11 protein-coding genes are annotated in these 14,498 nt (G+C 65.7%); 1 reads left to right on the top strand and 10 read right to left on the bottom strand.

Annotation, left to right across the window (positions count from 1 at the left end; genetic code table 11):
- Positions 1-138 precede the first annotated feature (138 nt).
- Positions 139-975: an S-formylglutathione hydrolase gene (fghA, locus tag PSEWESI4_RS12990; RefSeq protein ID WP_187671624.1), complete on the bottom strand. Its 837-nt coding sequence runs from the start codon at positions 973-975 to the stop codon at positions 139-141.
- 73 nt (positions 976-1,048) lie between these two features.
- Positions 1,049-2,161 carry an S-(hydroxymethyl)glutathione dehydrogenase/class III alcohol dehydrogenase gene (locus PSEWESI4_RS12985; protein ID WP_187671623.1) on the bottom strand — a complete coding sequence of 371 codons (1,113 nt, stop codon included), beginning with the start codon at positions 2,159-2,161 and terminating at the stop codon, positions 1,049-1,051.
- Positions 2,162-2,287: 126 nt separating this feature from the next.
- On the opposite strand from PSEWESI4_RS12985, the gene PSEWESI4_RS12980 reads away from it, so the two are divergent.
- Positions 2,288-3,178, top strand: a complete 891-nt coding sequence (locus PSEWESI4_RS12980; RefSeq protein WP_187671622.1) for a LysR substrate-binding domain-containing protein — start codon at positions 2,288-2,290, stop codon at positions 3,176-3,178.
- 68 nt (positions 3,179-3,246) lie between these two features.
- Here PSEWESI4_RS12980 and ispD read toward each other — a convergent pair whose 3' ends face one another.
- From ispD to dnaE, 8 genes are all read right to left on the bottom strand, one after another.
- Positions 3,247-3,957, bottom strand: a complete 711-nt coding sequence (gene ispD / locus PSEWESI4_RS12975; RefSeq protein WP_187671621.1) for a 2-C-methyl-D-erythritol 4-phosphate cytidylyltransferase — start codon at positions 3,955-3,957, stop codon at positions 3,247-3,249.
- The gene (ftsB, locus tag PSEWESI4_RS12970; RefSeq protein WP_187671620.1) at positions 3,954-4,235 is read right to left on the bottom strand and encodes a cell division protein FtsB; all 282 of its coding nucleotides are present in this window, start codon (positions 4,233-4,235) and stop codon (positions 3,954-3,956) included. Before ftsB ends, ispD begins: the two co-directional genes overlap by 4 nt.
- Before the next feature lie 79 nt (positions 4,236-4,314).
- A complete protein-coding gene (eno, locus tag PSEWESI4_RS12965; RefSeq protein ID WP_187671619.1) occupies positions 4,315-5,604 on the bottom strand; it encodes a phosphopyruvate hydratase in 1,290 nt (429 codons plus the stop codon).
- Positions 5,605-5,716: 112 nt separating this feature from the next.
- Positions 5,717-6,562: a 3-deoxy-8-phosphooctulonate synthase gene (kdsA, locus tag PSEWESI4_RS12960; protein WP_187671618.1), complete on the bottom strand. Its 846-nt coding sequence runs from the start codon at positions 6,560-6,562 to the stop codon at positions 5,717-5,719.
- Between the two features lie 4 nt (positions 6,563-6,566).
- Positions 6,567-8,198, bottom strand: a complete 1,632-nt coding sequence (locus PSEWESI4_RS12955; RefSeq protein WP_187671617.1) for a CTP synthase — start codon at positions 8,196-8,198, stop codon at positions 6,567-6,569.
- Positions 8,199-8,357: 159 nt separating this feature from the next.
- Positions 8,358-9,671 (bottom strand): tRNA lysidine(34) synthetase TilS, encoded by a 1,314-nt coding sequence (tilS, locus tag PSEWESI4_RS12950; RefSeq protein ID WP_187671616.1) that lies wholly within the window; start codon positions 9,669-9,671, stop codon positions 8,358-8,360.
- Between the two features lie 87 nt (positions 9,672-9,758).
- Positions 9,759-10,709, bottom strand: a complete 951-nt coding sequence (locus PSEWESI4_RS12945; RefSeq protein ID WP_187671615.1) for an acetyl-CoA carboxylase carboxyltransferase subunit alpha — start codon at positions 10,707-10,709, stop codon at positions 9,759-9,761.
- 168 nt (positions 10,710-10,877) lie between these two features.
- On the bottom strand, positions 10,878-14,399 hold the full coding sequence (gene dnaE / locus PSEWESI4_RS12940; protein WP_187671614.1) for a DNA polymerase III subunit alpha: 3,522 nt from the start codon (positions 14,397-14,399) through the stop codon (positions 10,878-10,880).
- Between the last annotated feature and the right edge of the window lie 99 nt (positions 14,400-14,498).

Raw genomic sequence — 14,498 nt, 5'->3', positions numbered from 1 at the left:
CGCTTTCGCGTGGTGTCGCAGTGACGTAGCCCGGATGCAATCCGGGGCACACAGGCAGGACCGTAGGGTGGATGTCGCTTTTCACATCCACCGGCTGATGGTGGAAAACGCTTCGCGGTTTTCCACCCTACAAGGGCGTCATGACAACGCTTTCGCGTGGTGCCGCAGGTGGTCGTCGATGAAGCTGGCGATGAAGTAGTAGCTGTGGTCGTAGCCCGGCTGCATCCGCAGGGTCAGCGGGTGACCAGCGGCCCTGGCCGCGGCCTGGAGTGCTTCCGGCTTGAGCTGGTTGGCCAGGAAGTCGTCGCGATCGCCCTGGTCGACGAGGATCGGCAACTTCTCCTTGGCCTCGGCGAGCAGCAGGCTGGCGTCCCACTCGCGCCACTGCGCGCGGTCATCGCCCAGGTAGCGGGAGAAGGCCTTTTCGCCCCAGGGACAGTTCGATGGATTGGCGATCGGCGCGAAGGCCGACAGCGAACGATAGCGGCCGGGATTGCGCAGCGCGCAGACCAGTGCGCCATGGCCACCCATTGAGTGGCCGCTGATGCCGCGCCTGTCGTCGACCGGGAAGTTCGCTTCGATCAGCGCCGGCAACTCGTGCACCACGTAGTCGTACATCCGATAGTGCCGCGCCCAGGGCTCGCGGGTGGCGTTGAGGTAAAAGCCGGCGCCGAGGCCGAAGTCCCAGGCGCCGTCCGGATCGTCCGGCACGCCCTCGCCACGCGGGCTGGTGTCCGGCGCGACGATCACCAGCCCGAGCTCGGCGGCCAGGCGTTGCGCCCCGGCCTTCTGCATGAAGTTCTCGTCGGTGCAGGTCAGCCCCGAGAGCCAGTACAGCACCGGCAACCGGGCGCCCTGCTCCGCCTGCGGCGGCAGGTAGACGGCGAACACCGTGTCGCAGCCGAGGCTGCTGGAACGGTGGCGGTAGCGCTTGTGCCAACCGCCGAAGCTCTTGTTGCTGGAGACGATTTCCATGAGGCCCTCCGGGCAGCTTCAAGCTTCAAGCAGCACGTACCACTTGTAGCTTGAAGCTTGCCGCTTGCAGCGATCAGTAGTGAATGACGGAGCGGATACTCTTGCCCTCGTGCATCAGGTCGAAGGCCTTGTTGATGTCTTCCAGGCCCATGGTGTGGGTGATGAAGGTATCCAGCGGAATCTCGCCTTTCTGCGCCTTTTCCACATAGCTCGGCAGTTCGGTACGGCCGCGCACGCCGCCGAAGGCGGAGCCACGCCAGACGCGTCCGGTGACCAGTTGGAACGGCCGGGTGCTGATTTCCTCGCCGGCGCCGGCGACGCCGATGATCACCGACTCGCCCCAGCCCTTGTGGCAGCACTCCAGCGCGGCGCGCATCAGCTTGACGTTGCCGACGCATTCGAAGCTGTAGTCGACGCCGCCGTCGGTCATCTCGACGATCACGTCCTGGATCGGTTTGTCGAAGTCCTTCGGGTTGACGAAGTCGGTGGCGCCCAGCTCGCGGGCCACCTCGAACTTGGCCGGATTGATGTCGATGGCGATGATCCGCGACGCCTTGGCCATCCTGGCGCCGATGATCGCCGCCAGGCCGATGCCGCCGAGGCCGAAGATCGCCACGGTGGCGCCCTCTTCCACTTTCGCGGTGTTGAGCACCGCGCCGATGCCGGTGGTCACGCCGCAGCCGAGCAGGCAGACCTTCTCCAGCGGCGCGTCCTTGGGAATCTTGGCCAGGGAGATTTCCGGCAGCACGGTGTACTCGGAGAAGGTCGAGCACCCCATGTAGTGGTAGATCGGCTGGCCGTTGTAGGAGAAGCGCGTGGTGCCATCCGGCATCAGGCCCTTGCCCTGGGTGGCGCGGACTTTCTGGCAGAGGTTGGTCTTGCCGGACTTGCAGAATTTGCACTCGCGGCATTCGGCGGTGTACAGCGGGATCACATGGTCGCCGACCGACAGCGAGGTAACGCCCTCGCCCACGGCTTCGACGATGCCGCCGCCTTCGTGGCCGAGGATCGACGGGAACACGCCCTCGGAGTCGGCACCGGACAGGGTGTAGGCGTCGGTGTGGCAGACACCGGTGGCAACGATGCGCACCAGCACCTCGCCGGCCTTGGGCGGAGCGACGTCGACTTCGACGATCTGCAACGGCTGGTTGGGAGCGAAGGCAACGGCGGCGCGGGACTTGATCATGGCGGTTCTCCTGAAAAATCTGCGCAAGAGTTTAGTTTCCCTCCACTGGTAAATAATCCGGCTATTGGCAAAACATTATTGTCATATGGGGATAATCTATTCCTCCGCAAGAGCCGAGGAGACTCCATGAGCCGCTGGGAAGGATTGGACGAGTTCGTCGCCGTCGCCGAAACGGGCCGCTTCACCGCCGCCGCCGAGCGCCTGGCGGTATCGTCCTCGCATGTCAGCCGACAGGTCGCCCGCCTGGAGGAGCGCCTGCAAACCCGCCTGTTCTACCGCAGCACCCGCAAGGTGGCGCTGACCGAGGCCGGGCAGACCTTCCTCCAGCACTGCCAGCGCCTGCTCGACGCCCGTGAAGAGGCCCTGCGCGCGGTCAGCGACCTGGCCAGCGAGCCCAAGGGGCTGTTGCGCATGACCTGCGCGGTGGCCTATGGAGAGCGCTTCATCGTGCCGTTGGTGAACCGCTTCATGGCCCGCCACCCGCAGCTCCGGGTAGAGATCGAACTGAGCAACCGCACTCTCGACCTGCTGCACGAAGGGATAGACCTGGCAATCCGCCTGGGCCGCCTGCAGGATTCGCGTCTGCTCGCCACCCGCCTGGCGCCACGGGTGATGTACCTGTGCGCCGCCCCCATGTATCTGGAGCGCTACGGGCGGCCGCACAGCCTGTCGGAGCTGACGCGGCACAATTGCCTGATCGGCAGCTCCGACCACTGGGCCTTCCAGCAGGAAGGCCGCGAAGTGTCGCTACGTGTGCAAGGCAACTGGCGCTGCAACAGCGGCCAGGCGGTGCTGGACGCGGCGCTGCATGGCTTCGGGCTGTGCCAGTTGCCGGATTACTACGTGCTCGAGCACTTGCGCAGCGGCGCCCTGGTGTCGCTGCTCGAACAGCATCGGCCACCGAATACCGCAGTGTGGGCGCTGTATCCGCAGCAGCGGCACCTGTCGCCGAAGGTCAGGCAACTGGTGGATGAGTTGAAGACGGGATTGGCGGAGTTGCCGGAGTATCGAGCGTAGGGTGCACGGGGCGGAGAGTACAGAGCGGCCTCTAGAGGCCGGTGCGCACGGCGCACCCTACAAGAGCATCAGTGGCGGTCGGCCCAGCGCTGGCGCAGCCAGTCGAGGTCTTCCGGGCGGGTGATCTTCAGGTTGTCGGCGCGGCCTTCGACCAGGCGCGGCGCCTGGCCGGCCCATTCCAGGGCAGAGGCTTCGTCGGTGATCGCCACGCCGGCGACCAGCGCGTCGGACAGGGCGCGATACAGAGCGGCGAAGCGGAACATCTGCGGCGTGTAGGCCTGCCAGATCACGCTGCGATCCACCGTCTCGCGGACGCGGCCGTCCGGCCCCGCACGCTTGAGCGTATCGCGCGCCGGCACTGCCAGCAGGCCGCCGACCGGGTCGTCGGCCAGTTCGGCGAGCAGCAGGTCGAGGTCGAAAGCCGACAGGTTGGGTCGCGCGGCGTCATGCACCAGCACCCAGTCGTCGTCGCCAGCGCCCAGTTCGGCCAGCCGCGCCAGGGCGTTGAGTACCGAGTCGGCACGCTCCTTGCCCCCGGCGACCCGCTCGATGCGTGGATCACCGGCGCAGGCCAGGCCCGGCCACCAGGGGTCGTCGGCCGCCAGGCTGACCACCAGGCGCCTGAGGCGCGGATGGTCGAGGAAGCAGCCGAGGGTGTGTTCGAGGATAGTCCGCCCGGCCAGCTCCAGGTATTGCTTGGGACGGTCGGCGCGCATGCGCGAGCCGATGCCGGCGGCGGGAATCACCGCCCAGAATTCAGGCAGGTCGGAATGCTTCATTCGGTGATCTGGTACAGGGTCTCGCCGTCCTTGACCATGCCCAGCTCGTGGCGGGCACGCTCTTCCACGGTTTCCATGCCTTTCTTCAGTTCCATCACTTCCGCCTCGAGGATACGGTTGCGTTCGAGCAGGCGTTCGTTCTCGCCCTGCTGCTCGGCGATCTGGCGCTTCAGGCTGCTGACCTGGGCAAGGCTGCCGTCGCCCACCCAGAGACGATACTGCAACCCGGCCAGGGCCAGGACCAGCACGACGAACAACCAGTAGGGGCTATGGCGCATGGATTACAACCGCACGGGGTCCCGTCATAGTCATAGAAGAAAAAGGGCAGCTTGCGCTGCCCTTTTACCACTTCCCGGCTTAGCCGCGGAACTCGGTGCGACCGCGATAGGGCGCTTTTCCGCCCAACTGCTCTTCGATGCGCAGCAGTTGGTTGTACTTGGACACGCGGTCGGAACGGCACAGCGAGCCGGTCTTGATCTGGCCGGCGGCGGTGCCCACGGCCAGGTCGGCGATGGTGTTGTCCTCGGTTTCGCCGGAGCGGTGCGAGATCACCGCGGTGTAGCCGGCGGCCTTGGCCATCTGGATGGCTTCCAGGGTCTCGGTCAGCGAACCGATCTGGTTGAACTTGATCAGGATCGAGTTGCCGATGCCCTTCTCGATGCCTTCCTTGAGGATCTTGGTGTTGGTCACGAACAGGTCGTCGCCGACCAGTTGCACCTTGGCGCCGATCTTGTCGGTCAGGCCTTTCCAGCCGGCCCAGTCAGACTCGTCCATGCCGTCTTCGATGGAGATGATCGGGTAGCGCTGGGTCAGGCCGGCCAGGTAGTCGGCGAAACCGGCGGCGTCGAACGACTTGCCTTCGCCGGACAGCTCGTACTTGCCGTCCTTGTAGAACTCGCTGGAGGCGCAGTCCAGGGCCAGGGTCACGTCGCTGCCCAGCTTGTAGCCGGCCTTCTCGACAGCCTCGGCGATGGCGCCCAGGGCGTCTTCGTTGGAGGCCAGGTTCGGCGCGAAGCCGCCTTCGTCGCCGACGGCGGTGTTCAGGCCACGGGCCTTCAGCACGGCCTTCAGGTGGTGGAAGATCTCGGCGCCCATGCGCAGGGCATCGGCGAAGGTCTTGGCGCCGACCGGCTGGACCATGAATTCCTGGATATCGACGTTGTTGTCGGCGTGTTCGCCACCGTTGATGATGTTCATCATCGGCACCGGCATGGAATACACGCCCGGGGTGCCGTTGAGGTCGGCGATGTGCGCGTAGAGCGGCACGCCCTTGGCCTGGGCGGCGGCCTTGGCGGCGGCCAGGGACACGGCGAGGATGGCGTTGGCGCCCAGCTTGGCCTTGTTCTCGGTACCGTCCAGCTCGATCATCGCGCGGTCCAGGGCTTGCTGGTCGGCGGCGTCCTTGCCCAACAGCAGGTCGCGGATCGGCCCGTTGATGTTGGCCACGGCCTTCAGCACGCCCTTGCCCAGGTAGCGGCTCTTGTCGCCATCACGCAGTTCCAGCGCTTCGCGGGAACCGGTGGAAGCACCGGACGGCGCGCAGGCGCTGCCGACGATGCCATTGTCGAGGATCACATCGGCTTCCACGGTGGGGTTGCCACGGGAGTCGAGAACCTCACGACCCTTGATGTCGACGATCTTTGCCATTGTTGTTTGCACTCCAAGGTTTGACGAAATAGCAGCCGCCCGAGGCGGGCGCACGGACCTGACCAGGCAGTCAGTTCGTGTCCGTGCGGCACTTTACCGGAGAACGAGCCGATCAGGCAGTCTCAATCGGCGGAAAACTCTTGACCAGCTCGTCCAGTTGCTTGAGCTGGGACAGGAACGCCTCCAGCTTGTTCAGGCGCAGGGCGCAAGGACCGTCGCACTTGGCGTTGTCCGGGTCCGGATGGGCTTCAAGGAACAGGCCGGCCAGGCCCTGGCTCATCCCGGCCTTGGCCAGGTCGGTGACCTGGGCACGGCGGCCACCGGCGGAGTCGGCACGACCGCCGGGCATCTGCAGGGCGTGGGTGACGTCGAAGAACACCGGGTATTCGAACTGCTTCATGATGCCGAAGCCAAGCATGTCGACCACCAGGTTGTTGTAGCCGAACGACGAGCCGCGCTCGCAGAGGATCAGTTGGTCGTTACCGGCCTCTTCGCACTTGCGCAGGATGTGCTTCATCTCCTGGGGCGCGAGGAACTGGGCTTTCTTGATGTTGATCACCGCGCCGGTCCTAGCCATGGCCACCACTAGGTCGGTCTGCCGCGACAGGAAGGCCGGCAACTGGATGATCTCGCACACCTCGGCCACCGGGGCGGCCTGGTACGGCTCGTGGACATCGGTGATCACCGACACGCCGAAGGCTTTCTTCACGTCCTCGAAGATACGCATGCCCTCTTCCAGGCCGGGGCCGCGGAAGGAGGTGATCGAGGAACGGTTGGCCTTGTCGAAGCTGGCCTTGAACACGTAGGGGATGCCGAGCTTGTCGGTGACCCGTACGTATTCCTCGCAGACCTGCAGGGCCAGGTCGCGGGACTCCAGCACGTTCATGCCGCCGAACAGGACGAACGGCTTGTCGTTGGCGATCTCGATGCCGCCGACGCGGATGATCTTCTGCGCCATGTCCTTACGCCTTCTTCACTTTCTGCGCCAGGGCGGCATTGACGAAGCCGCTGAACAGCGGATGGCCGTCACGCGGGGTCGAGGTGAACTCGGGGTGGAACTGGCAGGCGACGAACCACGGATGGTCCGGGGCCTCGACCACTTCCACCAGGGCGCCGTCGCCGGAACGGCCGGTGACCTTGAGGCCCGCGGCCTGCAGCTCGGGCAGCAGGTTGTTGTTCACTTCGTAGCGGTGGCGGTGGCGCTCGACGATCACGTCCTTGGCGTAGCACTCGCGTACGCGGGAGCCATCTTCCAGTTGGCACTCCTGGGCACCGAGACGCATGGTGCCGCCGAGGTCGGAAGCCTCGGTACGCACTTCGGTGGTGCCGGCGGCGTCCTGCCATTCGGTGATCAGACCGATCACCGGGTGGTCGCTGTCCTTGTCGAACTCGGTGGAGTTGGCGTTGGTCCAGCCCAGCACGTTGCGCGCGTATTCGATCACCGCCACCTGCATGCCGAGGCAGATGCCGAGGTAGGGGATCTTGTTCTCGCGGGCGTACTGCACGGTCTGGATCTTGCCTTCCACGCCGCGCAGGCCGAAGCCGCCGGGAACCAGGATGGCATCGACGCCTTCCAGCAGGCTGGTGCCCTGGTTCTCGATGTCTTCCGAGTCGATGTAGCGGATGTTCACCTTGGTGCGGTTCTGGATGCCGGCGTGGCTCATCGCCTCGATCAGCGACTTGTAGGCATCCAGCAGTTCCATGTACTTGCCGACCATGGCGATGGTGACTTCCTTCTCCGGGTGCAGCTTGGCATCGACCACGCGATCCCATTCGGAGAGGTCGGCCGGGCCGCACTCCAGGCCGAAGCGCTCGACGACGAAATCGTCCAGGCCCTGGGCGTGCAGCACGGAGGGAATCTTGTAGATGGTGTCGACGTCTTCCAGGCCGATCACCGCGCGCTCCTCGACGTTGGTGAACAGCGCGATCTTGCGGCGCGAGGAGATGTCCACGGGGTGGTCGGAGCGGCAGATCAGCACGTCGGGTTGCAGGCCGATGGAACGCAGTTCCTTGACCGAGTGCTGGGTCGGCTTGGTCTTGGTCTCGCCGGCGGTGGCGATGTAGGGCACCAGGGTCAGGTGCATCAGCATGGCGCGCTTGGCGCCGACCTCCACGCGCAACTGGCGGATCGCCTCGAGGAAGGGTTGCGACTCGATGTCGCCGACCGTGCCGCCGATCTCGACCAGGGCCACGTCGGCCCCGGCGGCGCCCTTGATGATGCGGCGCTTGATCTCGTCGGTGATGTGCGGGATCACCTGGATGGTGGCGCCCAGGTAGTCGCCACGGCGCTCCTTGCGCAGCACGTCGGCGTAGACCCGGCCGGTGGTGAAGTTGTTGTCCTGGGTCATGGTGGTGCGGATGAACCGCTCGTAGTGCCCCAGGTCGAGGTCGGTCTCGGCGCCGTCTTGGGTGACGAACACCTCACCGTGCTGGAACGGGCTCATGGTGCCCGGATCGACGTTGATGTAGGGGTCGAGCTTGAGCATCGTGACCTTCAGGCCCCGCGCCTCCAGGATGGCCGCCAATGAAGCCGAGGCAATGCCTTTCCCCAATGAAGAAACAACACCGCCCGTGACGAAGATGTAGCGCGTCATGAAAAACCCTAGAAGTCAGCGTTTAGGCGGTTGGCACCGCCGGAGATGCGAAGGAAGGCCGAAGCCTGCCCACTACCTTTGAAAATGCAAGCACCGCCGGTTCCGAGGGAATCGGCGGGGCTCTGTTAGACGGGAGCGTAGTCTACGCCAAAGGTGCTTTCAGCTCAAACCTTGGTCATTCGTCGGACCCCGCCAGTGAAGCCGGAATGCCTCCGCCCCCGAAGCACCGAGCAGCGGCAGGTTGGCCACCGCGAGCAACTCGTCGTCCCGGAAGAGCAGCGGCAGCCGGCCACGCAGGAAGGCCGGCAGGCCCGCTTCGTTGAGCAGGCGCTTGAGGTCGCGGCGGCCGCGCCCGGGCAGTTGCAGGACCTCGCCGCCCTGGCGATAGCGAACCTCCAGGGCACCCGACGGCGGCACGCCTTCCAGGCTCAGCAAACCGTTGCCGGGCAGTTTCAGAGGGCTCGACGGGTCAGGCCAGGGAACCGGGGCTTCCGGCACTCGCAGCCAGTCACCGCTCAGCCACCAGACACGGCCGTCGGCACGCTGCAGCTCGCCATCGCCCAGGCGCCAGACGGGCTGTGCGTCGACGGCGGCATCGCGCAGGGCTTCCCAGCCAGCCCAGTGATCGCTATCCGGCATCCGTGTGTGCCCGGCCAGCCAGGTTCGCACCGCATTGCGCTGGCGGGCATGTGACAGGCGCGTCAGGGGCGCCAGCTCCAGTGACGGCAGGTTCAGCCAGGGCCAGGGGGATTCGGTGCGAGCGGCCAGGAGGTCCTGGCCAGCCAGTTCGTCGAGCAGTTCCTGCGCCTCGCGCAGGTGCGCGGCAGCGCGTGCCAGGCTGGCGTCGGACTGCGGCCAGCGCTCGCGCAACGCCGGCATTATCCGCTGGCGTAGAAAGTTGCGGGAAAGCCGGGTATCGGCATTCGACGGGTCCTCCACCCAGCTCAGCCCCTGGGCGCGGGCGTAATCCTCCAGCTCGGCGCGCGAACAGTCCAGCAACGGCCGCAGCAAGGTGCCACGCCCCAGCGGCCGGCTCGTCGGCATGCCGGCCAGGCCACGCACGCCGGCGCCACGCAGCAGGCGGAACAGCAGGGTTTCCGCCTGGTCGTCGCGGTGCTGCGCGGTGAGCAACAGCTCGTCCTCCCCCAGGCAGCCGGCCAGCGCCGCATAGCGCGCCTCGCGCGCGGCACGCTCCAGGCTGGCGCCGCCATCGACCTTCACATGCAGCACTTGCAGGGGCACGCCGAGCCCGGCGCACAACGCCTGGCAATGCGCCGGCCAGGCATCGGCGGCGACCTGCAAACCATGATGGACGTGGATGGCGGACAACGGAGGCAAACGCTCGCAGCGGGCGAGCGTCGCCAGGAGATGCAACAGAACGGTGGAATCCAGCCCGCCGGACAGCGCGATGCGCCAAGCCGGGGCGGAACGCCAGGGGGAAACGGCGGAAAGCAGGCGGGAGGAAAGGGGCATGGGGGCAGCTACAAGCTACAAGCTACAAGCTACAAGCTACAAGCTCGGACCGCCCCCGCTTGCAGCTTGTGGCTTGCCGCTTGCGGCTCACGAAACGCCGTAGCTCATCAGCCGCTCGTAGCGGCGCGACAGCAGCTTGTCGGCATCCAGCTTGCGCAGGCTGCCCAATTGGCCGATCAGCGCCTCGCGGATGGTCGCGGAAGCCGCTTCCGGATCGCTGTGGGCGCCGCCCAGCGGTTCCGGGATGATCTGGTCGACGATGCCCAGGTCCTTCAGGCGATCGGCGGTGATGCCCATGGCCTCGGCCGCTTCCGGCGCCTTCTCGGCGGTACGCCAGAGAATCGAGGCGCAGCCTTCCGGCGAGATCACCGCGTAGGTCGAGTACTGCAACATGTTCAACTGGTCGCACACGCCGATGGCCAGCGCGCCGCCGGAACCGCCCTCGCCGATCACGGTGGCGATGATCGGGGTTTTCAGGCGGGCCATCACGCGCAGGTTCCAGGCGATCGCCTCGCTCTGCCCGCGCTCTTCGGCATCGATGCCCGGGTACGCGCCGGGGGTGTCGATGAAGGTGAGGATCGGCAGCTTGAAGCGCTCGGCCATTTCCATCAGGCGGCAGGCCTTGCGGTAGCCCTCGGGGCGCGGCATGCCGAAGTTGCGGCGCACCTTCTCGCGCACTTCGCGGCCCTTCTGGTGGCCGATGACCATCACCGGCTGGCCGTCCAGGCGAGCCACGCCACCGACGATCGCCGGGTCGTCGGAGAAATGGCGGTCGCCATGCAGCTCTTCGAACTCGGTGAAGATGTTCTGGATGTAGTCGAGGGTATAGGGGCGGCGGGGATGGCGTGCCAGCTTGGCGATCTGCCAGCTATCGAGATTGCCGAAGATGCTCTCGGTGAGCGACCTGCTCTTGTCTTGCAGGCGGGCGATCTCGTCGCCGATGTTCAGGGAGTTGTCGTTGCCGACCAGGCGCAACTCTTCGATCTTGGCTTGCAGGTCGGCGATCGGCTGTTCGAAATCGAGAAAGTTCGGGTTCATAGGCATCCGTCTTGCGTCGACGGCCAGGCGGCCGGGCGGCTGATTCCGTTTAGCGCCTTACCTTACGGGACAGGCGCATCCAGGTCGAGACTCAATCGGGCGACAGGCGATTTTCGCCGCCGGCCGCCGGAAATTCGCGTCCGATACCGGAGCGTTGGGCATCCGATATCAGCGGTAGTGGAGAAAGACGTTGTCTCGCCCGAACTGGTCACGCAGCGCCTGAATCAAAGTATCCGCCGGGTCGATCCGCCAGGCTTCGCCGAACTGCAACACGGCCTTGGCCTCGCTGCCGGTGTAGTCGAGGGTCAGCGGACAGGCGCCGCGGTGGCGACTGCACAGTTCGCCGAGCCAGCGCAGGCGGTCGCCCTTCAGCGCGTCGGCCTGCACCTTTACGCGCAGGCTGTCGGCCAGGCCGGTGCGCGCCTCTTCCAGGCTCATCACCCGCTTCGCGCGCAGGCGCAGGCCGCCGGAGAAGTCGTCGTTGCTGACCTCGCCCTCGACCACCACCAGGGCGTCGTTCTGCAACAGCGCCTGGTTGCTGGCGAAGGCATCGGCGAACAACGACGCCTCGATCCGTCCAGAACGGTCGTCGAGGGTGATGAAGCCCATCTTGTCGCCCTTCTTGTTCTTCATCACCCGCAGGTTGACGATCATCCCGGCGATGGTCTGGCTGTCGCGCGCCGGCTTCAGCTCGACGATGCGCTGGCGGGCGAAGCGGCGGATCTCGCCTTCGTACTCGTCGATCGGGTGGCCGGTCAGATACAGGCCGAGGGTGTCCTTCTCGCCCTTCAGGCGTTCCTTCATCGACAGCTCACGAGCCTTGCGATGGTTGGCGTAGACGTCTGCCTCGGGCTCGGAGAACAGCCCGCCGAACAGGTCCATGTGGCCGCTGTCATGGCTGCGCGCGGTCTGTTCGGCGGCCTGCACCGCCTCTTCCATGGCCGCCAGCAGCACCGCACGGTTGCGGTCGATGTTGGCCTGGTAGGCCTTGGCCTCGTCGTGGTAGTACGGCCCCAGGCGGTCCAGCGCACCGGAGCGGATCAGCGCCTCCAGAGTGCGCTTGTTGATGCGCTTCAGGTCGACGCGGGCGCAGAAGTCGAACAGGTCCTTGAACGGCCCGCCCTCGGCACGGCATTCGGCGATGGCTTCCACCGGCCCCTCGCCGACGCCCTTGACGGCGCCGAGGCCGTAGACGATGCGGCCGTCGTCGTTCACGGTGAACTTGAATTCGGAGATGTTCACATCCGGTGGATCGATGCGCAGCTTCATGCTGCGGCATTCCTCGATCAGGATCACCACCTTGTCGGTGTTGTGCATATCCGCCGACAGCACCGCGGCCATGAACGGCGCCGGATAGTGCGCCTTCAGCCACGCCGTCTGGTAGGAAACCAGGCCGTAGGCGGCCGAGTGGGATTTGTTGAAGCCGTAGCCGGCGAACTTTTCCACCAGGTCGAAGATGTTGCCCGCCAGGTCGGCATCGATGCCGTTGTTCGCACAGCCCTCGATGAAGCCACCGCGCTGCTTGGCCATTTCCTCGGGCTTCTTCTTGCCCATGGCACGACGCAGCATGTCCGCGCCGCCGAGGGTGTAGCCGGCCATCACCTGGGCGATCTGCATCACCTGTTCCTGGTACAGGATGATGCCGTAGGTGGGCTTGAGCACCGGCTCGAGGCCAGCGTACTGGTAGTCCGGGTGCGGGTAGGAGACTTCCGCGCGGCCGTGCTTCCGGTTGATGAAGTCGTCCACCATGCCCGACTGCAACGGGCCGGGCCGGAACAGCGCCACCAGAGCGATGAGGTCTTCCAGGCAGTCCGGCTTGAGCTTCTTGATCAGCTCCTTCATGCCACGCGATTCGAGCTGGAACACCGCGGTGGTCTCGGCCTTCTGCAACAGCGCGTAGGTCGGCTTGTCATCCAGCGGGATGAAGTCGATGTTGACCGGTTCCTGGCCATTCTTGGCCTTCTCGCGGTTGATGGTCTCCATCGCCCACTTGATGATGGTCAGGGTCCGCAGGCCGAGGAAGTCGAACTTCACCAGGCCGGCCTGCTCGACGTCGTCCTTGTCGAACTGGGTCACCAGGCCGCCGCCCTCTTCGTCACAGGCGATCGGCGCGAAATCGGTGAGCTTGGTCGGCGCGATGACCACGCCACCGGCGTGCTTGCCGGTGCCCCGGGTGATGCCCTCGAGCTTGAGCGACATCTCCCAGATTTCCGCGGCCTCTTCGTCGTTCTTGAGGAACTCGCGCAGCGGCTCCTCCATCTCGTAGGCCTTCTCCAGGGTCATGCCGACTTCGAAGGGGATCATCTTCGACAGGCGGTCGGCCAGGCCGTAGGACTTGCCCTGCACCCGGGCCACGTCGCGCACCACCGCCTTGGCGGCCATCGTGCCGAAGGTGATGATCTGGCTCACCGCGTTGCGCCCGTAGGCCTCGGCCACGTAGTCGATGACCCGGTCGCGGCCGTCCATGCAGAAGTCGACGTCGAAGTCGGGCATGGAGATCCGCTCGGGGTTGAGGAAACGTTCGAACAGCAGGTCGTAGGCCAGCGGGTCGAGGTCGGTGATCTTCAGCACGTAGGCGACCAGGCTGCCCGCGCCCGATCCCCGGCCCGGACCGACCGGCACGCCGTTGTTCTTGGCCCACTTGATGAAGTCCATCACGATCAGGAAGTAGCCGGGGAAGCCCATCTGGATGATGGTGCCCAGCTCGAACTCCAGGCGGTCGACATAGACCTGGCGCTTTTCCTCGTAGTTCGGCGTGTCCTTGGGCAGCAGCACCTCCAGGCGCTCCTCCAGCCCTTCGTAGGAGACATGCCGCAGGTAGTCGTCGATCCCCATGCCGTTGGGAGTCGGGAAGTCCGGCAGGAAGTATTTGCCGAGTTGCACTTCGATGTTGCAGCGCTTGGCGATCTCGACGGTGTTTTCCAGCGCCTCGGGCAGGTCGCTGAACAGCTCCCACATCTCTTCGGGAGTCTTCAGGTACTGCTGGTCGGAATAGTTGCGCGGGCGGCGCGGGTCGTCGAGGGTACGGCCTTCACCGATGCACACGCGGGTTTCGTGGGCCTCGAAATCGTCCTGCTTGATGAAGCGCACGTCGTTGGTCGCCACCAGCGGCGCGCCGCAGCGTTCGGCCAGGGCCACCGCGGCGTGCAGGTACTCCTCGTCGCCAGCCCTGCTGGTGCGCTGCACTTCCAGGTACAGGCGCTCGGGGAACACTTCCATCCACTCGCCCAGCAGGGCTTCGGCGGCAGCCTCGTCGCCGGCCAGCAGGGCGCGACCGATCTCGCCCTCCTTGGCCCCGGACAGGGCGATCAGCCCCTCGGCGGCCTCTTTCACCCAATCGCGCTCGATGACCACTAGGCCGTTGCGCTGGCCATCGGTCCAGCCACGGGAGACCAGTTCGGTGAGGTTGCGGTAACCCTTGGCGTTCATCACCAGCAGCGTCAGGCGGCTCAGCGGGCCATCCTCATCAACGCTGGCCAGCCAGATGTCAGCGCCACAGATCGGCTTGACGCCGGCGCCCATGGCGGTCTTGTAGAACTTCACCAGCGAGCACATGTTGCTCTGGTCGGTCACCGCCACCGCCGGCATCCCGGCGCCGGCCACCGCCTTGACCAGGGGTTTGACCCGTACCAGGCCATCGACCAGGGAGTATTCGGTATGCAGACGCAGGTGGACGAAAGGTACGGTCATGGATGGGCCTTGCTGAGGAAAACGACAAAGCGCGGATTGTAGCAGCAAGCTGGAGGCTGGAGGCTGGAGGCTGGAGGCTGGAGGCTGGAGGCTGGAGGC

Source organism: Zestomonas carbonaria, assembly GCF_904061905.1.
Taxonomy (GTDB): domain Bacteria; phylum Pseudomonadota; class Gammaproteobacteria; order Pseudomonadales; family Pseudomonadaceae; genus Aquipseudomonas; species Aquipseudomonas carbonaria.
The sequence above is the reverse complement of the archived record's forward strand: the minus strand, read 5'-3'. Positions and strand labels throughout refer to the sequence as shown.